At 63.3% G+C, this 20866-nt stretch carries 19 protein-coding genes; 7 read left to right on the top strand and 12 right to left on the bottom strand.

Translation table 11 applies throughout. From position 1 onward, the window contains the following. Positions 1 to 49 precede the first annotated feature (49 nt). Positions 50 to 682: an alpha-ketoglutarate-dependent dioxygenase AlkB gene (locus tag C9F12_RS02900; RefSeq protein ID WP_240184145.1), complete on the top strand. Its 633-nt coding sequence runs from the start codon at positions 50 to 52 to the stop codon at positions 680 to 682. A 140-nt stretch (positions 683 to 822) separates the two neighbouring features. On the opposite strand, the gene gcvT is transcribed toward C9F12_RS02900, so the two are convergent. Together gcvT and C9F12_RS02890 are read right to left on the bottom strand one after the other, a co-directional pair. Further along, positions 823 to 1932: a glycine cleavage system aminomethyltransferase GcvT gene (gcvT, locus tag C9F12_RS02895; protein WP_045991477.1), complete on the bottom strand. Its 1110-nt coding sequence runs from the start codon at positions 1930 to 1932 to the stop codon at positions 823 to 825. A gap of 83 nt (positions 1933 to 2015) precedes the next feature. After that, positions 2016 to 3407, bottom strand: coding sequence for a sodium:alanine symporter family protein (locus tag C9F12_RS02890; protein WP_108447900.1), 1392 nt, complete (start codon positions 3405 to 3407; stop codon positions 2016 to 2018). 564 nt (positions 3408 to 3971) lie between these two features. Here C9F12_RS02890 and gcvH point away from each other — a divergent pair. Beyond that, positions 3972 to 4364, top strand: a complete 393-nt coding sequence (gcvH, locus tag C9F12_RS02885; protein WP_045991479.1) for a glycine cleavage system protein GcvH — start codon at positions 3972 to 3974, stop codon at positions 4362 to 4364. A gap of 146 nt (positions 4365 to 4510) precedes the next feature. Beyond that, entirely contained in the window at positions 4511 to 7405 is a 2895-nt protein-coding gene (gene gcvP / locus C9F12_RS02880) for an aminomethyl-transferring glycine dehydrogenase (protein ID WP_108447899.1), read from the top strand. 80 nt (positions 7406 to 7485) lie between these two features. Here gcvP and C9F12_RS02875 read toward each other — a convergent pair whose 3' ends face one another. Beyond that, positions 7486 to 8403, bottom strand: a complete 918-nt coding sequence (locus tag C9F12_RS02875; protein ID WP_108447994.1) for a LysR family transcriptional regulator — start codon at positions 8401 to 8403, stop codon at positions 7486 to 7488. A gap of 193 nt (positions 8404 to 8596) precedes the next feature. Here C9F12_RS02875 and C9F12_RS02870 point away from each other — a divergent pair, with 193 nt between their 5' ends. Together C9F12_RS02870 and ppnN are read left to right on the top strand one after the other, a co-directional pair. Beyond that, positions 8597 to 8935, top strand: a complete 339-nt coding sequence (locus C9F12_RS02870) for a YfcL family protein (protein WP_108447898.1) — start codon at positions 8597 to 8599, stop codon at positions 8933 to 8935. Positions 8936 to 8961: 26 nt separating this feature from the next. After that, positions 8962 to 10335 carry a nucleotide 5'-monophosphate nucleosidase PpnN gene (gene ppnN / locus C9F12_RS02865; protein ID WP_108447897.1) on the top strand — a complete coding sequence of 458 codons (1374 nt, stop codon included), beginning with the start codon at positions 8962 to 8964 and terminating at the stop codon, positions 10333 to 10335. 139 nt (positions 10336 to 10474) lie between these two features. Here ppnN and C9F12_RS02860 read toward each other — a convergent pair whose 3' ends face one another. Together C9F12_RS02860 and C9F12_RS02855 are read right to left on the bottom strand one after the other, a co-directional pair. Beyond that, the gene (locus C9F12_RS02860) at positions 10475 to 10843 is read right to left on the bottom strand and encodes a hypothetical protein (protein WP_045991487.1); all 369 of its coding nucleotides are present in this window, start codon (positions 10841 to 10843) and stop codon (positions 10475 to 10477) included. Beyond that, the gene (locus C9F12_RS02855; protein WP_108447896.1) at positions 10843 to 11307 is read right to left on the bottom strand and encodes a flavodoxin domain-containing protein; all 465 of its coding nucleotides are present in this window, start codon (positions 11305 to 11307) and stop codon (positions 10843 to 10845) included. The genes C9F12_RS02860 and C9F12_RS02855 overlap by 1 nt, the downstream gene beginning before the upstream one ends. Positions 11308 to 11459: 152 nt before the next feature. Between C9F12_RS02855 and C9F12_RS02850 the strand changes: the two genes are divergently transcribed. Further along, positions 11460 to 11666 (top strand): DUF2788 domain-containing protein, encoded by a 207-nt coding sequence (locus tag C9F12_RS02850; protein ID WP_045991489.1) that lies wholly within the window; start codon positions 11460 to 11462, stop codon positions 11664 to 11666. Between the two features lie 241 nt (positions 11667 to 11907). Continuing rightward, on the top strand, positions 11908 to 13287 hold the full coding sequence (locus C9F12_RS02845; protein ID WP_108133571.1) for a nucleobase:cation symporter-2 family protein: 1380 nt from the start codon (positions 11908 to 11910) through the stop codon (positions 13285 to 13287). Between the two features lie 266 nt (positions 13288 to 13553). On the opposite strand, the gene ihfA is transcribed toward C9F12_RS02845, so the two are convergent. The 7 genes from ihfA to thrS all read right to left on the bottom strand — a co-directional run bounded on the left by ihfA (position 13554) and on the right by thrS (position 20757). Further along, positions 13554 to 13850: an integration host factor subunit alpha gene (ihfA, locus tag C9F12_RS02840; RefSeq protein WP_045991491.1), complete on the bottom strand. Its 297-nt coding sequence runs from the start codon at positions 13848 to 13850 to the stop codon at positions 13554 to 13556. A 57-nt stretch (positions 13851 to 13907) separates the two neighbouring features. Next, the gene (pheT, locus tag C9F12_RS02835; protein ID WP_108447895.1) at positions 13908 to 16289 is read right to left on the bottom strand and encodes a phenylalanine--tRNA ligase subunit beta; all 2382 of its coding nucleotides are present in this window, start codon (positions 16287 to 16289) and stop codon (positions 13908 to 13910) included. A gap of 65 nt (positions 16290 to 16354) precedes the next feature. Beyond that, positions 16355 to 17374 carry a phenylalanine--tRNA ligase subunit alpha gene (gene pheS, locus C9F12_RS02830; RefSeq protein ID WP_045991493.1) on the bottom strand — a complete coding sequence of 340 codons (1020 nt, stop codon included), beginning with the start codon at positions 17372 to 17374 and terminating at the stop codon, positions 16355 to 16357. A 176-nt stretch (positions 17375 to 17550) separates the two neighbouring features. Next, a complete protein-coding gene (rplT, locus tag C9F12_RS02825) occupies positions 17551 to 17904 on the bottom strand; it encodes a 50S ribosomal protein L20 (RefSeq protein ID WP_045991494.1) in 354 nt (117 codons plus the stop codon). Positions 17905 to 17941: 37 nt separating this feature from the next. Beyond that, the gene (gene rpmI, locus C9F12_RS02820) at positions 17942 to 18136 is read right to left on the bottom strand and encodes a 50S ribosomal protein L35 (protein WP_045991495.1); all 195 of its coding nucleotides are present in this window, start codon (positions 18134 to 18136) and stop codon (positions 17942 to 17944) included. Positions 18137 to 18224: 88 nt separating this feature from the next. Next, entirely contained in the window at positions 18225 to 18764 is a 540-nt protein-coding gene (gene infC / locus C9F12_RS02815; RefSeq protein WP_083970214.1) for a translation initiation factor IF-3, read from the bottom strand. 94 nt (positions 18765 to 18858) lie between these two features. Continuing rightward, positions 18859 to 20757, bottom strand: a complete 1899-nt coding sequence (gene thrS, locus C9F12_RS02810) for a threonine--tRNA ligase (protein ID WP_045991497.1) — start codon at positions 20755 to 20757, stop codon at positions 18859 to 18861. Between the last annotated feature and the right edge of the window lie 109 nt (positions 20758 to 20866).

Below are 20866 nucleotides of genomic sequence, written 5' to 3'. Positions count from 1 at the left end.
CTGGCATCCTGCTTGAATGCCTCCACATGACCCCAAAGCGCTGTTCAAATTGCTACACGAAGCACCAGTCGAAGCGCCATCCCAAACCCTGGTCGAGACCCCGCCGCTTTACTACCTGCCCGGGCTCATAAGCGAGCCCGATGCCAGCGACCTGCAGGATAGGCTGCGCCAGGAACTCGACTGGCAGCAGCCCGAACTGACCCTTTACGGGCGAAGCCATCCCATTCCCCGCCAGCAGGTATGGATGGGCGATCACGCCTATCGCTACTCCGGCAGGGACTTCGCGCCCTGCCCCTGGCATCCGTCGGTGGCGGCCCTGCGTGATCGTCTCAATGGCCTGCTCGAACGGTTTTCGGCCGTCGACAAGAGCACACCGACCAGCGCCTTCAATAGCGTACTGATCAACCGCTATCGCAACGGCGAGGACCGCATGGGCTGGCACTGCGATAACGAAGCGGAACTTGGCGATTGCCCTACCATCGCCTCCATCAGCCTGGGGGCGACCCGTCCCATGCGCTTTCGCTGGAAGGACCGCTCGTCCGCGGCCTTCAACGTCTGGCTCGAAAGCGGCAGCCTGCTATGGATGGGACCAGGCTGCCAGGAACAGCTCGAACACGCCCTGCTGCCGCGCAAGATCCCTGGTGAGCGAATCAACCTGACCTTTCGTCGACTTATCGCCTGACCTGCAATGCCGGCGCCAGACCCGAGCCGTCTCTTTCTCCAGGGCATAAAAACGGCGCCCTGTGGGCGCCGTTGATCGTTCATCCGATGGCAACTTTAGGTCACCATAGATAACGGTATAACGCGTTATCTATCGAGTTGTCAGCCGCGATAGTAACCCGGTGTGATGACCGGCATTCGAGTCACCGTCATCGGCAGACGCTTGCCACGCACCTCGGCGTACACGGTGGTGCCGATCTCGGCGTGATCGAGGCTGACGTAGCCCATGGCCACCGGCTTGCCGACGCTGGGGCCAAAGCCACCGGAGGTCACCTGCCCGAGCAGACGATCGTCCTCGCTGTAGAGCTCGGCACCTTCGCGCACCGGAGCACGCCCCTCGCCCAGCAGGCCGACGCGCTTGCGCTGGTGGTCCTTGACTTCGACCTGGTGCAGCACCAGATCAGCCCCCGGGAATCCACCGGCGCGCTCGCCGCCACGACGACGTGGCTTGCCAATGGCCCAGATCAGCCCCGCCTCCACCGGCGTGGTGGTGGTATCGATATCGTGGCCGTAGAGACAGAGCCCGGCCTCCAGGCGCAGGGAATCACGCGCCCCCAGGCCGATGGCCTCGACCTCTTCCTCGGCCAGCAGCTTGCGCGCCAGGGCGTCGGTCTGATCTGCCGGCACCGAGATCTCGAAGCCATCCTCGCCGGTATAGCCGCTGCGGCTGATCCACACCGGGATACCGTCGATGTCGAAGCGACCATGCTGCATGAACACCATCTCGCAGGCTGCCGGACACAGACGCGCCATGACATCGGCGGTCTTCGGCCCCTGCAGCGCCAGCAGGCCGCGATCGACCACCTCGACTTCGTGGTCGGGCAGCCCGCGACGCAGATGGGCGATGTCCTGATCACGACAGGCCGCGTTGACCACCAGGTAAAGGTGGTCACCGGCGTTGACCGTCATCAGGTCATCGAGGATCCCGCCGTCTTCGCTGGTAAACAGGCCATAGCGTTGCATGCCTTCGGGCAGGCCGACCAGATCCGCCGGCACCAGGGTCTCCAGCGCGGCCAGCGCGTTCTCGCCACGAATCAGGATCTGCGCCATGTGCGAGACGTCGAACAGGCCGCAGGCCGCGCGGGTATGCTCGTGCTCTTTCTTGACCCCCAGCGGATACTGAACGGGCATGTCATAGCCCGCGAACGGGACCATCTTGGCCCCCAGCTCTCGATGCAGGGCATTCAGCGGTGTCGTCTTGAGTTCACTCATGGCGTTTCGTCTCGTGGTTCGTGAAAGAACCCTTGCAACGACAGGAGGTGCCCCTGAGGGCACCTCCCGTGGTCGGCTCAGGCTCAGGACTTGTCGTGATCAAGGGCCTCGCCCGGCAGGATGTCCTTGCCGTCGAAGTAGTCCTTGGTCAGCTTGAACACCACCGGCGACAGCAGCGCCAGGGCGATCAGGTTGGGAATCGCCATCATGGCGTTGAAGGTGTCGGCCATCAGCCAGATGAAGCCAAGCTGGGCCAGCGCACCCACCGGAATGGCCAGCACGAACAGTACCCGGTAGATCATGATCGAGCGGGTACCGAACAGGAACTGGAAGCACTTCTCGCCATAGAAGGACCAGCCGAGGATGGTGGTGAAGGCGAAGATCGCCAGGGCGATCGACACGATGGCCTCACCCCAGCCATTGGGCAGGGCATTGTCGAACGACAGCGCGGTCAGCGAGGCGCCGGCCTCACCGGTCTCCCAGATCGGCGCGGTCAGGATCACCAGGGCGGTAATGGTGCACACCATGATGGTATCGATGAAGGTACCGAGCATGGCGATCAGACCCTGGCGAACCGGGTTCTTGGTCTGGGCCGCGGCGTGGGCGATCGGCGCGCTGCCAAGACCGGCCTCGTTGGAGAAGATACCCCGAGCGACACCGAACCGGATGGCCGCCATCACGGCTGCGCCGGCGAAGCCACCCATGGCGGCGTGGGGATTGAAGGCGTAGTAGAAGATATTGCTCAGGGCGCCGCCGATCTGGTCGGCGTTGACCGCCAGGGCACTGACACCGGCGATGATGTAGGCGATTCCCATGACCGGGACCAGCTTGCCGGCCACCTTGGCGATACGCTTGATGCCGCCGAGGATCACCGCACCGGCCAGCACCATGATCACCACACCGGTAATCCAGGGCTCGATGCCGAAGCTCGACTCGAGGGCGTCGGCCACCGAGTTGGACTGCACGGTGTTACCGATACCGAAGGCGGCCACGGCGCCGAAGAAGGCGAAGGCGCCACCCAGCCACAGCCATTTGCGGCCGAGTCCGTTCTTGATGTAGTACATCGGTCCGCCGATATGGAAACCGGTGTCATCGGTCTCGCGATAGCGCACCGCCAGCACCGCCTCGGCAAACTTGGTGGCCATGCCCACCAGGGCGGTGATCCACATCCAGAACACCGCACCGGGGCCACCCAGGGCGATCGCCGTGGCCACACCGGCGATGTTACCGGTACCGATGGTCGCAGACAGCGCCGTCATCAAGGCGTTGAACGGCGAGATCTCACCTTCATCCTTGCTTTCGGACTTGCTGTCACGCCCGCCCCACATCAGCTTGAACCCCATCCCCAGCTTGCGGATGGGCATGAGCTTGAGACCCAACTGGAGGTAGATACCCACCCCCAGCAACAGGATCAGCATGATCGGTCCCCACACCACCCCATTGATGGCGGAGAAGATATTGTTGAGTGCTTCCACGGAAGTCTCCCTTTTGACTCGGCACTTGTTGTTATGCGCTGTCGACCAGCAGAAAGCCTGTTTACCGTGAATAGTTATCGGAATAACAGGCATATCAGACGAATCGACAGCACGGACCCGCCTACGATAGCGGATATTGTCGCAAGGGCACCAGCAACGCTTGTCCACGCTAACGCCGCTTCGCCAGCCGTTGTTTGCGTGAACGTTAACCGTGTTTCCTATTGGAAACTTTTGCCACCTTAGCCAAGGCGTTTGGTCTTGGCAAATCCCCCTTTGGTCGCTGAAGGCCCCCGCGCCTCTTCGACGTCTGTAGCATAGTCGCCAACGTCGAATCATGCCGGGTCTCGCCACCAACGCGTCCATCACGTGCCATCCGCCCATCCCCTCCACCTCACCGTGGCTTCAGCCACGGGCGTGGACTGGACGCCAACCGCGAGTCGTTCCACCCTATGTCTTGAGAGTGCGGCGACCACCCCGTTTTTCTCTCATCATGGACTCGCCAAACGCCGAGAATGGCGTTAGCATGCGCGAAACCGGAAAACCTTTTTCGTATAGGAAATCGAGATGAGCTCAATCCCCGCCAACCTGCGCTATGTCGACAGCCACGAATGGATTCAGGACAACGGCGACGGAACCGTCACCATCGGCATCACCGATCACGCTCAGGAAGCCCTGGGTGACGTGGTCTTCGTCGACCTGCCCGAGGTCGGCACCAGCCTCGCCAAGGGCGACGAATTCGGCGTTATCGAGTCGGTCAAGGCCGCCTCTGACCTCTATGCGCCGGTGGACGGCGAGATCGTCGAGGTCAACGAGTCCCTCGAGGACGCTCCGGAGACCGTCAACGAAGCGCCTTACGAGGATGGCTGGATCATGAAGGTGCGCCTCGACGACCAGAGCGCCCTCGACGACCTGCTCGACGCCGACGCCTATCAGGCGGTGGTCGACGCCGAAGGCTGAGCCGGGCCTCTGCGACCCGCGCCACCAGGGGGAGCCACTCCCTCCCCTCGCCGGGGCCATGTGGCCCCGGCCAACGCGCCCGCCACCACGCGAGGCAACCCGTTATTCATCCGGATCTTCGGGGTCCGTCACACTCAAGGTGTTCCATGGCTTTCGATACACGTCGCCTGGCCGAACTGGCCGATCACGATGCCTTTCTCCGTCGTCACAATGGTCCCGATGGGGACGACAGGGCCAAGATGCTGTCGGCCCTGGGTGTCGAAGGCGTGGAGTCCTTGATCGACAAGACGGTGCCCGCCAACATCCGCCTGGGCCGTGAGCTCGATCTGGATCCCCCCAAGGCCGAAGCCGAGGCGCTGGACTACCTGTATCGTCTGGCCCGCCAGAACAAGGTCGCCCGCAGCTACATTGGCCAGGGCTACTACGACACCCACCTGCCGGCGGTCATTCAGCGCAACGTGCTGGAAAACCCGGGCTGGTACACCGCCTACACCCCCTATCAGCCCGAGATCTCCCAGGGCCGTCTGGAAGGCCTGCTGAACTTCCAGCAGATGGTGATGGACCTGACCGGGATGGAGCTGGCCAACGCCTCGCTGCTGGATGAAGCCACCGCCGCCGCCGAGGCCATGGCGCTGTGCCGGCGCTCCAACAAGAAGGCCAAGACCAATGCCTTCTTCGTTGCCGACGATGTCTTCCCCCAGACCCTGGACGTACTCAAGACCCGCGCCTCCTGGTTCGGCTACGAGATCGTCATCGCCCCGGCGGAAGAACTCGCAAGCCATGACGTCTTCGGCGCACTGCTGCAGTACCCCGGCAATGACGGCCGCGTCCACGACCTGGCCCCGCTGATCGCCGAGGCCAAGAAGCGCGGCGTGATGACCTGCGTTGCCACCGACCTGATGGCCCTGGTACTGCTCAAGGAGCCCGGCGCCATGGGCGCCGATATCGTGGTCGGCTCGAGCCAGCGTTTCGGCGTGCCGATGGGCTTCGGTGGCCCCCACGCCGCCTTCTTCGCCACCACCGACAAGCTCAAGCGCTCGATCCCCGGACGCATCATCGGGGTGTCCAAGGACGCCCGCGGCAACACCGCCCTGCGCATGGCCATGCAGACCCGCGAGCAGCACATCCGTCGCGAGAAGGCCACCTCCAACATCTGCACCGCCCAGGCGCTGCTGGCCAACATCGCTGGCTTCTACGCGGTGTATCACGGCGCCGAGGGCCTGCGCACCATCGCCGGGCGCATCCATCGGCTGACCACCATCCTGGCCACCGGCCTGGCCCAGAAAGGCGTCAGCCTGGCCAACGACAGCTACTTCGACACCCTGCGTCTGACCGGGGTCGATCGCGGCAAGATCCACGGTCGTGCCATGACCCACGAGATCAACCTGCGCTACTTCGACAACGGTGACGTGGGTGTCAGCCTCGACGAGACCACCACCGCCCACGACCTGGACGCGCTGTTCGACGTGCTGCTGGGCGAGGAGCACGGCCTTGGCGTGCGCGAACTCGACGACGGCATCCTCGAGTCCCAGGCCAGCGGCATTCCCGCCGCCTGCCGACGCGAGAGCGACTTCCTTGAGCACCCGACCTTCCAGCGCTATCGCAGCGAAACCGAGATGCTGCGCTACCTCAAGCGCCTGGAGAACAAGGACCTGTCGCTGGCCCACGCGATGATTCCGCTGGGTTCCTGCACCATGAAGCTCAACGCCACCACCGAGATGATGCCGATCACCTGGCCGGAGTTCGCCCGCATCCATCCCTTCGCGCCGAAGGATCAGGTCGCCGGCTATCGCCAGATGATCGACGAACTGGCGGCCTTCCTGGTGGAGATCACCGGCTACGACCATATCTCGATGCAGCCCAACTCCGGCGCCCAGGGCGAGTACGCCGGTCTGCTGGCGATCCGGCGCTACCAGGCGGCCCAGGGCGAGGGCCACCGTGACGTCTGCCTGATCCCCAGCTCGGCCCACGGCACCAACCCGGCCTCCGCCGCCATGTGCAGCATGCGCGTGGTGGTGGTGGAGTGCGACGAGGACGGCAACATCGACCTGGCCGACCTCAAGGCCAAGGCCGAGCAGCACTCACAGGCGCTGTCCGCGATCATGCTCACCTACCCGTCCACCCACGGGGTGTTCGAGGAAGGCGTGCGCGAGGCCTGCGACATCGTCCACGCCAACGGTGGCCAGGTGTATATCGACGGCGCCAACATGAATGCTCAGGTCGGCGTGGCACGTCCGGGTGACTTCGGCGGCGACGTCAGCCACCTCAACCTGCACAAGACCTTCTGTATCCCCCACGGCGGTGGTGGCCCCGGCATGGGCCCGATCGGTGTCAAGGCGCACCTGGCGCCCCACGTGGCCAACCACAGCGTGACCCCGATCGACGGTGTCGAAGAGGACTCCGGCGCGGTGTCCGCGGCGGCCTTCGGCTCGGCCTCGATCCTGCCGATCTCCTGGGCCTACATCAAGATGATGGGAGCACGCGGCCTGCGCGAGGCCACCGAGCTTGCCATCCTCGGCGCCAACTACATCGCCACTCGCCTGGAAGCGCACTATCCGGTGCTCTACAAGGGCCAGAACGGCACCGTGGCCCACGAGTGCATCATCGACATCCGTCCGCTCAAGGCGGCTTCCGGCATCAGCGAGGAAGACATCGCCAAGCGCCTGATGGACTACGGCTTCCACGCCCCCACCATGTCCTTCCCGGTGGCCGGCACCCTGATGATCGAGCCCACCGAGTCGGAGTCGCTCTATGAGCTGGACCGCTTCTGCGACGCCATGATCGGCATCCGCGAGGAGATCGCCCGGGTCGAGAGCGGCGAGTGGAGACTGGAGGACAACCCTCTGGTGAAGGCCCCGCACACCATGGCCGACCTGATGGACGCGGAATGGAACCGGGGCTACTCCCGCGAGATCGGCGCCTTCCCCTCCGAGGCGGTCAAGGGTGCCAAGTACTGGCCGGCGGTCAACCGGGTCGACAACGTGCTGGGCGATCGTCAGCTGATCTGCTCCTGCCCGAGCATCGACGAATACCGCGACTGATCCCGTCGCAGGCAAAGCACAGAACCCCGCCACGGCGGGGTTCTGTCGTTTATCGCATGTGTGCAGGAAGGACTGACGCCTCAGCCCTCGGCCTGGCGACCCTCGGGGTGGCCGAAGCGCTCCAGATGTCGCTGCTCGCGAAAGGCCTCGAGCAGGTGGTGGTAGCGACTGGGGACCCGCGCCCCGCGTCGGCTGACGAGGTAGAGCGTCTCGTCTATGGGGTGGGTCAGGGTCATCTCGCGCACCTGACGTTGCCAGGGCGAGGTCTCGAGCACCAGGCGCGAGACCACGCTGAAGCCAAGGCCACGGGCCACTGCGTCGAGCACCATGCCCACCTCGTTGGTGAAGCCCTGTCGCGGGAAGTGGCTCATGGAGCTGAAGTCGTCGGGAAAATTGGCTCGCAGCAGGCTACCGGCCTTGTCCAGACCATCGGTATAGCTGATGAAGCCGAGCCCCAGCAGGTCATTGAGGCTGGTGCCGGTAAAGTCCGCCGGCACTACCAGGCTCAAGGGTTCGTCGTGCCACGCCTCACACTCGAGATCCGGGTGACGGGTGACCTCGGTGACGATGCCGAGATCGTGCCGACCGGCCAGCACATCGGCCAGGATCTCCTGATGGAAGGCGAAGCAATAGGATACGGTCAGTCCTGGATGCCGCTGCTGCTGGCCCAGGATAAACGGATAGAGCATCAGCCCGATGCTGCCGGGTGACGCCAGCCGACACTCGCCGCTGTCGAGACTCTCGTCGTCGAGAGAATGACGAAATTGTTCATGCTCGGAAAACAGCTTTACCGCGTAGTCGTAAGCGCGGCGGCCGGCCTCGGTCAGGCGGAAGCGGCGCCCCTGGCGCTCCAGCAGCGTCTTGTCCAGATAACGCTCTAGCTTGCGCACGTGCTGGCTCACCCCCGGCTGGGTCATCTCGAGACGCTGAGCGGTACGGGTGAAGCTGCCGGTCTCTACCAGGGTGATGAAGGTGCGGAAGTACAGGGCATTGAACATGGAGTGACGCCAGGGTGATCCGTCCGGATTGCAGGCCAGCGACAAGCCAGGTCATGGCTGCTGCAAACCAAGGCCAATTGAGGAAATGCCCACGCGGTGAACGAGGCCCTTTCCTTGGGTCGGCATAGTCTACCACTTCAGCACGAAGCCCGCAGCGGTGCGCCCTGACGCCCGGCCGTGGTAGCATCGAGCCATGATCGAGCGTTCATTTCACACCACCTTCGACCAAGAGTTCACCACCATGCATGACCCCATCGCCGCCCGTGCCGACGCCATCCATGATGCCCTGATCGACATGGAGCGTGACGCCAGCGCCGAGGAGCTGTTTCCGCTGGGCTATCTGATTCCCCAGATCCCCCTGGTGGTGGACCAGCTGGACTACGACCCGAGCGAAGTCACCAGTGACGATTTCGACGCCGTCTTCCATGAATGGCTGGACGGCGCCTTTGCCCAGGACGGCATGAGCGACGCGGATCAGAGCGCCGTGCGCGCCCTCTTCAATCAGGCGTGTGCCAAGGCCCCTGCGCCCTGACACCCGCCCAGACAAGGAAGCCTTTTATGCCCGAGACCATTTCCACCACGATCTCCCCCGAGGGCAGCCTCGAGATTCTGTCCCAGCACGAGGTCAATCGTCTGCGCGACAGCTCCCAGACCGGCCTGCACGAGATGCTGCGCCGCTGTACGCTGGCGGTGCTCAATTCCGGCAACCCCATGGATGACGGCCTGGCCCTGCTGGAGACCTACCCCAACTTCGATATCGAGCTATTGCAGCAGGACCGCGGGGTACGTCTGAAGCTGACCGATGCCCCCGCCGAGGCCTTCGTCGACGGCCGCATGATTCGCGGCATCCGCGAACATATCTCCAGCGTGTTGCGCGACATCGTCTACGTCTACAACGAGATCCAGAACCAGTCGCGCTTCGACCTGGCCACCGGCGAGGGCACCACCAACGCGGTGTTCCACATCCTGCGCAAGGCCGGCACGCTCAAGCCTAGCCGGGATCCCAGCCTCGTGGTGTGCTGGGGTGGCCACTCGATCTCCCGTGAGGAGTACGAGTACACCAAGGACGTGGGCTACCACCTGGGGCTTCGCGACCTCGACATCTGCACCGGCTGCGGCCCCGGCGCCATGAAGGGACCGATGAAAGGCGCCAACGTCGCCCACGCCAAGCAGCGCCGCTACCCCGGCCGTTACCTGGGGGTGTCGGAGCCCGGCATCATCGCCGCCGAGGCACCGAATCCCATCGTCAACGAACTGGTGGTAATGCCGGATATCGAGAAGCGCCTGGAAGCCTTCGTGCGCCTGGGCCACGGTATCATCGTCTTCCCCGGCGGGGTCGGCACCGCCGAGGAAATCCTCTACCTGCTCGGCATCCTGCTGCACCCGGACAACGCCGACATGGAGTTTCCGGTGGTGTTCACCGGCCCCGCCAGCGCCGCCGAGTACTTCCAGCGAATCGACGAATTCCTGGTCTACACCCTCGGCGAGTCGGTGCGCGAGCTCTATCAGATCATCATCGATGACCCGACCGAGGTGGCCCGCACCATGCGCGCCAACATCGACAAGGTCACCGAGTATCGTCGCGCCCGCCAGGACGCCTTCTACTACAACTGGCGCCTGACCATCGCGCGTAACTTCCAGGAGCCCTTCGTGCCGACCCACGAAGCCATGGCGTCGCTGGCGCTGAACCGTGAACTGCCCAAGCACGAACTGGCCGCCAATCTGCGCCGCGCCTTCTCCGGCATCGTCGCCGGCAATGTCAAGGAACAGGGCATTCGCGCCATCGAGGCCCACGGCCCCTTCCGCCTGCACGCCGAGGCCGACCTGATGGAGAAGCTCGACGCCCTGCTGACGTCCTTCGTCGCCCAGGGTCGCATGAAACTCGCGGGTGACTATGTCCCCTGCTATACCCTGGGCGGCGCTGTCGCCTGATCGCCCTCATCCGTATCCGCAGCACCATAAAAACACATCGCCCCGAGCCGCAAGGCTCGGGGCGATGTGTTTTCTTACTGAACGTGCAGAGCGCATCGGCGCCAACAAGACCGCCGTCACCAGAGCTCCGCCGTAAGGCTCAATCCCGCTTCGAGAACACCAGCACCACGGCGTGCAGCAACAGTCCTGCGGTCGCACCCTGCGAAAGCACCGCCAGGCCAAGCGCCATGCCATCGACCAGGGTGCTGTAGATCGCCATTACCACCAGGCCTACGACCATGCAGCCCAACAGGGTGAACAGCATGCGTAGAAAGCGCGAGCGTCCCGCGCCATCGAGCAACCGCCACTGAAACAGGCTGGCCAGGGCCAGTACACCGAGCACGATATAGCCCAGCGTCTCGCGGGTATCGAGACCGGCCATCTGGTAGCGCGGCAGGGTCAGCGCCAGCACCAGCATCAGGCCGACCATCAGGCTCAGGCGAGCTGGGCTCGCGATCGCCCTGGCCATCAGGCCACCTTCAGGTTCTGACGGGCAATCCAGCCCTCGACCCAGGGCAGCGCCTCGTCATCGGCCATGAAGGTCTCCATGGCGTCGATCTCGAGCCGGTCGTCGAGGCGTGTTGCGCCCTGTTCCTCGAGCAGCTGGTCCAGGCGGCGCCCGGCGCCGCAGAAGGTTTCTCCGTAGGAGCTGTCGCCCAGGGCGATCAGGCCATAGCGAAGTTGCCTAAGGCCGGGGCTCTTGTCCTGCAACTCGCGCACGAAGCTGACGAAATTTCCCGGAAAGTCGCCGCTGCCGGTGGTAGACACGCAGAACAGCGCCAGATCGGGTGCGTCGTCGGTGACGTCGGCCAGGGTCGGGTTTTCGAGCACCGAAACCTCGTAGCCCGCGTCCTCGAATAACGGCTTGACCTGTTCGGCTACGTCGAGAGCACCACCGTACATGGTGCCAACCAGTATCTTGAGAGTAGGCATGTGATGGAATTACCTGAGAATTTTGGTCGGATTCTAGCACGTAGGCTGGCGCCTGCGCATCCCTCGGGCGCTGCAAGCCGTGTCTGGACCGGATACCATGGCAGGCCAGTTCACACTCCCCCGCCCACCGCCACCACACAAGCGAGAGCCCCATGCGCGAGACCTTCGAGGCCTGGATCACCCCCATCATGATCGGCGGCCTGATCCTGTTCATGTGCTTTATCATCTGGGACCTGGCGAAGCAGTCGAAGGCTGGCCGCTTCGGCACCCTGATGCTGTTCATCGTGCTTGGCGCCGGCATGCTGGGCTACGTGGCAAAGGTCGTCATTACCTGGTATCTGGAAGGCAAGGGGGTCTAGCACCGCTCCTGGCGACACTTGCACTCGTCGACTATTCCACCAGAGCCTCGGCCTCCAGGTCGATATCGCCATTGTCCATGTCGTCGTTGTCTTACCGATTCTGCCGTTTTGTTCGTACCGCCGATATCAGGTATCGAACCATTGTTGTATACAGTTTGTCGTCCTACATTGGATACACTAACGTTGCATAGTGTATTCAGCGACTACAGACGCCCTGACAACAACCACAATGGCCAGGATCATGCAGACACCCCCCACGACGCTGTTCGACTTCCACGGCCGGCCCGGCATAGCCCGGGCGCTGCCCATCTCGCTTCAACACGTGCTGGCGATGATCGCCGGTGTCATCACGCCGCCGCTTATCGTCGCCGGCGTGGTCGGCGCCACCCCGGCGGAAAAGCTCCAGCTGATTCAGGTAGCGGTGCTTGCCTCCGGCGTCTGCACCCTCTTCCACCTCTACGGCGTCTGGAAGTTTGGCGCCCGCCTGCCGGCCATCTTCGGTGTCGGCTTCGCCTATGTGCCAACGCTGATCGCCGTCGGCGCCCAGTACGGCATCGAAGGCATCCTGGGCGCCCAATTGATCGGTGGCATCACCATGATGGTGGTGGGCTACTTCATCCAGTTCATCCGCCACCTCTTTCCCCCGGTGGTGGCGGGCACCGTGGTGCTGGTGATCGGACTATCGCTGTACGACATCGCCATCCGCTACATGGCTGGCAGTGGCAACGTCAACGCCGAAGGCTTCGGTGATCTCGTCAACTGGGGCCTGGGCGTTCTGACGCTGGTCACCGTCCTGGTGGCGTCCCAGTTCGGGCGCGGCGTGGTCAAGCTGTCGGCCATCATCATCGGCATGCTGGTGGGCTATCTGGTCGCCATACCGCTGGGCATGATCGACTTTTCCCCGGTGAACAACGCCCCATGGCTGGCGGTGCCGGAGTTGATGCCGTTCGAGATGGAGTTTCACTCCGCGGCCATCATTTCCATGGTGGTGATCTGCGTGATCAATTCGGTCCAGACGATTGGCGATCTCTCCGCGACCAGCGTGGCGGGGATGAACCGGGAACTGGCGACAAAGGAACTCACCGGCGGCCTGCTCGGCAATGGCCTGACGACCACCTTGAGCACCTTCTTCGGCGCCCTGCCGACCTCCACCTACAGCCAGAACGTCGGCATCGTGGCGATCACCAAGGTCATCAGTCGAAGCGTCTTCATGCTGGCGGGTGTCATCGTGCTGCTGGCCGGCCTCAGCCCCAAGTTCGGCGCGCTGATGACGACCATCCCCTATCCGGTCATCGGTGGCGCCACCATCACCGTGTTCGGGATGATCACGGTGACCGGCATCCAGCTGTTGATCAAGGACGAGATGACCGCCCGAAACATGACCATCGTCGGGCTGTCGCTGGCCCTCAGCCTGGGCATCACCTCGGTGCCGTCGGCGATCGAACAGTTCCCGGAAACGGTCAAGGACGTGGTCACAGGTGCACCCATCGTGATCGCCGCGATCAGCGCCTTCCTGTTGAACCTGCTGTTGCCGCGCAAGACACTGGCCCAGGAGGCTCAGGAAAGGGAGGAAGAAGCCCGACAGACGAATCTCGATCGCCAGAGCACCGAGGAAGGCTGACGCCCGGCGCGCCTATGACCTTGATATCAGCCACAGCTGCAAAGGCTCTGCTGCAAGGCTCCACTCCAGTCCCGTCACAAAAAAAGCGCCGCCCTTTTGGGGCGGCGCTTTTTACGATGACACTTTCCGTCACGACCTTCGGTTACGGCACTTCTTCAAGGTGACGCCTTTGCGGGCCGGGACCTTTCAAGACGATGCAAGACGACACCGTCGTGGAGCAACGCTTGGCGATCGGGCGAGGCCAGCAAAGCCAAGGCTTCACACCTCTAGGCTTCCTCGGGATGCCCCACCTGGCTTTTCAATTTCTGCCCGGGCCGGAAGGTCACCACACGCCGAGCCGAGATCGGAATCTCTTCTCCCGTCTTGGGGTTTCGCCCAGGCCTTTCACGCTTGTCGCGCAGGTCGAAATTGCCGAACCCCGACAGCTTGACCTGCTCGTTTTCCCGCAGACAGGCGCGAATTTCCTCGAAGAAGGCTTCCACCATGGTCTTCGCCTCCCGCTTGGACAGGCCGAGCTCGGTATGCAGATGCTCGGCCAGTTCTGCCTTGGTCAACGCTCCCATGTTCTTATCCTCATGGTGATGGTCACGCCAACCGTCCGCGCCCGTCAGGGGAAAGCGTCAGGCACGCAGCTCGGCATCGAGTCCCTGCCGAGCCGTTGCCACGATGGCATCGACCAACTGATTGATTTCTTCGTCATTTAGCGTGCGCGAAGGATGCTGCCAGGTCAAGCCCAAGGCCACACTCTTACGACCTTCGGCTACGCCTTTACCCTGATAGACGTCGAAAAGCCCCAGTTCGGTGAGCCATTCACCGGCTTCGGCACGCACGCGGTCGAGCAGCGCCTGCACCGGCTGGTCCTCATCCACCACAAAGGCCAGGTCGCGACGCACCTCGGGATACCGTGACAGCGGCGCAAAGGCAGGGATGCTGCCCTGGCTGAGCGCATCGAGGCGCACCTCGAACAGCACGGCGTCGGTCTTGAGACCAAGCTTGGCCTTGACCGCCGGGTGCAGGGTGCCGATCCAGCCGGCTTCCTCGCCGCGATGGAGGATGCGCGCGCACTGTCCGGGATGCAGTGACGGGTGCTCACCCGGCTCGAAACGCCAGGCGTCGGCGCTGCCGGTCACTTCGAACAGACTCTCGAGGTCACCCTTGAGATCGAAGAAGTCGACCTTGTCGCGACCGCCGGCCCAGCCTTCGGGAAGGCGCGAGCCGCAGACGATGGCGCCGAGCATCGGCACCTGCTCCAGTTCATCGAGCTCACCGCGGAAAACGAGGCCGCTCTCGAACAGGCGCACGCGGGTCTGCTGGCGATTGAGATTGTGCTCAAGCGCCCTGACCAGGCCCGGGAACAGGCTCGCCCGCATCACCGACAGATCCGCAGAAATCGGGTTGGCCAGCACCGGCGACACCGCTTCAGGCAGCAGCACACGCTGCAGCTCCGGGGCGACGAAACTGTAGGTGATCGCTTCCTGGTAGCCACGTGCGGTCATTTGACGGCGCAGACGCGACAACGGGCTCCTGGACTCATGGTCTGCCTTGAGTGCCAGGCGCACGGCTGGGCGACGCACCGGCAGACGGTTATAGCCGTGAATCCGCGCCACTTCCTCGATCAGGTCTTCCTCGATGGTGACGTCGAAACGCCAGCTCGGCACCTTGACCCGGAAGCCAGCGTCGATGCTTTCCACCGCCATGCCCAGGCGCTCGAGGATCTCGCCGACCTCGGCGTCGTCCAGGCGCTTGGACAGCGCCTTGGCCAGCCGCTCGGTGCGCAGGGTCACCTCACGCTGAGCCGGCAGGTGCGCGTCGGATGCCTGCTCATTGAGCGGCCCGGCTTCGCCGCCGCAGATGGCGATCAGAAGCTCGGTGGCCCGCTCGATGGCACGGCGCGTCAGCTCGGGATCGACGCCGCGCTCGAAACGATGCGAGGCGTCGGTGTGAAGCCCGTAGGAGCGCGCTTGCCCAGCCACCGCCAAGGGGGTGAAGAAGGCGCCTTCCAGGAAGATATCGCGGGTGGCCTCGCTGACACCGGAGTGTTCGCCGCCCATCACTCCGGCCAGGGCCAGCGGTCCCTTCTCGTCGGCGATGATCAGGGTGCTCGGGTCGAGACTGACGGTCTGGCCATCGAGCAGCACAAGTTCCTCGCCCTGGCGCGCCAGACGCACGATCACGGCACCCTCGAGGTTGGCACGATCGAAGGCATGCAGCGGCTGACCCAGTTCCAGCATCACGTAGTTGGTCACGTCCACCGCCGGATCGATGGCGCGCACACCGCTACGGCGCAGACGCTCGACCATCCACATCGGCGTGGGGCGACTGATATCGACGCCCTTGATCAGACGGCCGATATAGCGCGGGCAGCGCTCTGCGTCCTCGACCCGGACCGGGAAGGTTTCGTCATGACTGGCCGCAACCTTGGAGATCTGCGGCTCGTTGAGGCCAAGACGGTTGAGCACGCCAACCTCGCGGGCCAGGCCCTGGACGCTCAGACAGTCGCCGCGGTTCGGGGTCAGATCGACCTCGATGGTGTGGTCATCCAGGCCCAGGTAGTCGCGCAGGGCGGTGCCCACCGGAGCGTCCTCGGGCAACACCAGGATACCCTCGGAGGTGCCCTCCTCCAGGCCCAGCTCCGAGGCGGAGCAGATCATGCCGCGGGACTCGACGCCCCTGAGCTTGGCCTTCTTGATCTTGAAGTCACCGGGCAACACCGCGCCCACGCGGGCGAAGGGGATGTGCTGACCGGCGGCCACATTGGGTGCGCCACACACCACCTGCACGGTCTCGCCGCTTCCGTCGTCGACCTGACAGACGTTGAGCTTGTCGGCATCAGGGTGCTGGGCCTTTTCGACCACCTTGGCCACTACCACCTCGCTGAAGGCCGCCGCCACGGGTTCGACGGCGTCCACCTCGAGCCCCGCCATGGTGATCTGGTCGGCAAGCCCCTGGGTGGAAAGCTGCGGAGATACCCACTCACGCAGCCACTGTTCGGATACTTTCATGAGGACTCCTTGACGTCCTGTTCCTGCATTCGATGTTCTTTATCGGGCCCTTTGGCCCGCAGCGCTCAGTGAAACTGACGAAGAAAGCGCAGATCGTTTTCAAAGAACAGGCGCAGATCGTTGACGCCATAGCGCAGCATGGCCAGGCGCTCGGCACCCATGCCGAAGGCGAAACCGGTATAACGCTCGGGATCGATGCCGCCGTGACGGAAGACTTCCGGGTGGACCATGCCGCAGCCCATCACCTCGAGCCAGCCGGTGTGGGAGCACACACGGCAACCTTCACCGGCGCACATCACGCAGGCAATATCGACCTCGGCGGAAGGCTCGGTGAAGGGGAAATAGGACGGACGGAAACGTACCGACAGGTCATCGCGCTCGAAGAAGGCATGCAGAAAGTCTTCGATGGTGCCCTTGAGGTCGGCGAAACTGACGTCTTCCTCGATCAGCAGGCCCTCGACCTGATGGAACATCGGGGTATGGGTCAGATCCGAGTCACTGCGGTACACCCGACCCGGGCAGACGATGCGGATCGGCGGCTCCTCGGCCTTCATGGTGCGCACCTGGACCGGCGAGGTGTGGGTGCGCAGCAGCCGGGTGGCGTCGAAATAGAAGGTGTCGGCCATGCCTCGCGCCGGATGGTGGGCCGGGATGTTCAGGGCTTCAAAGTTATGGTGGTCGTCTTCGAGCTCTGGCCCCACCGCCACCTCGTAGCCGATGCGACGGAACAGGCCTTCGATACGCTCCAGGGTGCGTGTCACCGGATGCAGGCCACCGGTGGGCTGTCCACGTCCCGGCAGGGTCACGTCCAGGCGTTCTGCGGCAAGCTTGGCGTCGAGCTCGGCCTTGGCCAGGGCCTCGCGCCGGGTATCGAGTTCCTTGGCCAGCTCCTGCTTGGCCTGGTTGATGCGCTCACCGGCCGCCGGTCGCTCCTCGGCGGGCAGCTTGCCGAGCCCCTTGAGCAGCGCGGTCAGTTCGCCCTTCTTGCCCAGGTACTTGACGCGAATCTCGTCGAGTGCGGCCATGGAGTCGGCTGACTGGATGGCGTCGCGAGCTTGTTGAACCAGGTCGGGAAGGTGGTCCATACGTTGAGCTCCGATATCGTTGATCGTTCAGTGGTGGAGTGGTCGCGCAATAGTAGAGAGATCGCGATGAAAAAGGGGTCGCCAAAAAAACAGGGGAAGAGCGGCTGCTCTTCCCCTGGGGCGATCATGAACGCTCGTCTCCCCATGGGGAGAGCTCGCTCATCATTCGAACGCGCTTACTGGGCAGCCTTGGCCTTCTCGACGATGGCAGCAAAGGCTGCCTTCTCGTGAACGGCCAGGTCAGCCAGGACCTTGCGGTCGATTTCGATACCGGCCTTCTTCAGACCACCGACGAAGCGGCTGTAGGACAGACCGTGCTGACGGGCACCGGCGTTGATACGCTGGATCCACAGGGCACGGAACTGACGCTTGCGCTGGCGACGGTCGCGGTACGCGTACTGGCCGGCCTTGATGACGGCCTGCTTGGCAACGCGAAAGACGCGCGAACGGGCACCGTAGTAGCCCTTGGCCTGCTTCATGATCTTCTTGTGACGACGACGGGCGACGACACCACGCTTGACACGAGTCATAGCACTCTCCTGACGTTAAAGGGGGTTCACCAAGGGTTTATACGTACGGCAGCATGCGACGCACGAGTGCCTTGTCGGCGTCGTGGATCTGCTGCATGCCGCGCAGCTGACGCTTACGCTTGGTGGACTTCTTGGTCAGAATGTGACTACGGAAGGACTGCTTGTGCTTGAAGCCGTTGGCAGTCTTCTTGAAGCGCTTGGCAGCGCCACTGTTGCTCTTGATCTTCGGCATGAGAATAACTCCGCTCGAGTTTCTTTAGAAAATCCGGGGCCAATGGCCAGCCTTCACAGGCTGACCAATCGTTGAACCGGCCGTCGGATCACTTCTTCTTGGGGGCAATGATCATGATCATCTGGCGCCCTTCCATCTTGGGGAAGGATTCCACGGTCCCGATTTCCTCGAGATCCGCTGCGATCCGTTCCATCAGCTTGCGGCCGATGTCCTGGTGCGCCATTTCACGCCCGCGGAAACGCAGGGTGACCTTGCCCTTGTCGCCACCTTCGAGGAATCGAATCAGGTTCTTCATCTTGACCTGATAGTCACCCTCGTCGGTGCCAGGACGGAATTTGACTTCCTTGACCTGGATTTGCTTCTGCTTCTTCTTCTGAGCAGCTTTCTGCTTCTTCTGCTCGAAGACGAACTTGCCGTAATCCATGATCTTGCAGACGATCGGATCGGCATTGGAAATCTGTACGAGGTCCATCCCTTCCGCTTCGGCACGCTCAAGGGCGTCGCGGGTATCCACGATGCCAAGCTGTTCGCCGTCGCTGGCGATCAGGCGGACCTGATCTTCGGTGATGCGCTCGTTCATTGGCGGACGCTTGTCCTGGGGGCGTCCTCTGGGGTTGCTTCTCTTGATGGTTCCGTCTCCACTGTAGCTTTGGAAGGTGCGAGAGCTGGGAAGGTGCGTGCCTAGAGCCTCACACGAGGGGGCGGCCCATGCCGCCTACCCGTTAGTACCGCTCGGCCTGAACTCGTTCAATAAAGGCGTCCACGGTCATGGTGCCCAGATTTTCGCCGCTGCGCGTACGCACAGCCACCGAGTCGGCCTCTACTTCCTTATCTCCGACCACCAGGAGATAGGGTACCTTCTGCAACGTATGCTCGCGAATTTTAAAGCCGATCTTCTCGTTCCTCAAGTCCGACTTGACGCGAAGACCGATTTTTTGCAGTCGTGAGGTCAAGGCTTCGGCGTATTCCTTCTGGGCATCGGTGATGATCATCACCACCGCCTGCTCCGGCGCGAGCCACAGCGGCATGGCGCCGGCGTAGTGCTCGATCAGGATGCCGATGAAGCGCTCCATCGAACCGACGATGGCACGGTGCAGCATTACCGGCGGCTTGCGCTCGCCCTCTTCGGTCACGTACTGGGCACCCAGCCGCGTGGGCATCATGAAGTCGACCTGCATGGTGCCGACCTGCCACTCGCGGCCCAGGCAGTCCTTCATGTGATACTCGATCTTGGGACCATAGAAGGCGCCCTCGCCCGGCAGCTCCTGCCACTCGACCCCACAGGCCTCCAGCGCGCCACGCAGGGCGTTCTCGGCACGATCCCAGGTGTCGTCGTCGCCGATGCGCTTTTCCGGGCGCAGGGCGATCTTGATCGCGATATCCTCGAAGCCAAAGTCGCTGTAGACCTTGAGCGCCTGGCGATGGAAGCTCGTCACCTCGGGCTGCACCTGCTCTTCGGTACAGAAGATGTGGCCGTCGTCCTGGGTAAAGGCGCGCACTCGCATGATGCCGTGCAGCGCGCCGGACGGCTCATTACGGTGACAGCCGCCGAATTCGCCGAAGCGCACCGGCAGTTCACGGTAGCTGCGCAGACCGGAGTTGAACACCTGGACGTGGCCCGGGCAGTTCATCGGCTTGAGCGCGTACTCACGCTTCTCGGACTCGGTGAAGAACATGCCGTCGGCGTAGTTGTCCCAATGGCCGGACTTCTTCCACAGCGACACGTCCATGATCTGAGGGCAGCGAATCTCCTGATAGCCGCCCTCCTTGTAGACGCCGCGCATGTACTGCTCGACGCGCTGCCACAGGGTCCAGCCGTTGGGGTGCCAGAACACCATGCCCGGCGCCTCTTCCTGCATGTGGAAGAGGTCGAGGCGACGCGCCAGCTTGCGGTGATCGCGCTTCTCGGCCTCCTCGAGGCGGTGCAGGTAGGCCTTGAGCTGCTTCTTGTCGCCCCAGGCGGTGCCGTAGATGCGGGTCAGCATGGCGTTGTCGGCGTTGCCGCGCCAGTAGGCACCGGCCAGCTTGGTCAGCTTGAACGCCTTGAGGTGACGCGTGTTGGGCACGTGGGGCCCACGACACATGTCGGTATATTCCTTGTGGCGGTAGAGGCGAATAGTGTCGCCTTCGGGAATCCCGCGCACGATTTCCTGCTTGTAGGGCTCATCGCGATGCAGGAATTCCAGCATCGCGGCATCGCGATCGACGTACTCGCGGACCACGTCGTACTCTTCATCGATCAGCTGCTTCATGCGCTTCTCGATGGTCTCGAGGTCTTCCGGGGTGATCGACTGGCCGAAATCGATGTCGTAATAGAAGCCGTCGGTGATCACCGGGCCGATGGCCATCTTGGCCTCGGGATAGAGCTGCTTGACCGCGTGCCCGATCAGGTGGGCACAGGAATGCCGGATGATCTCCAGGCCTTCCTCGTCACGTGCGGTCAGGATCGCCACCTCGGCGTCCGTCTCGATCAGGTCCGCGGCGTCCACCAATACGCCGTCGATCTTGCCGGCCACGCAGGCCTTGGCAAGTCCCGGGCCGATGCTCTCGGCCAGTTCCATGACGCTAAGGGGGGAATCGAAGGTTCTCTGACTGCCGTCAGGCAGTGTCACGATGGGCATGCAAGCTGTCCTTGTGCGCAGTGGTGATCCATACCAGGGATCACGTGTCGCCAAAATGGATTCGAGGGGTGAAACAGCGACATAGAATATCAGAAATGGCGCCGCCGGC

The sequence above is a fragment of the Halomonas sp. BN3-1 genome (genome assembly GCF_003056325.1).
GTDB lineage: Bacteria > Pseudomonadota > Gammaproteobacteria > Pseudomonadales > Halomonadaceae > Halomonas > Halomonas litopenaei.
This window is presented reverse-complemented; position numbering and strand designations above follow the sequence as displayed.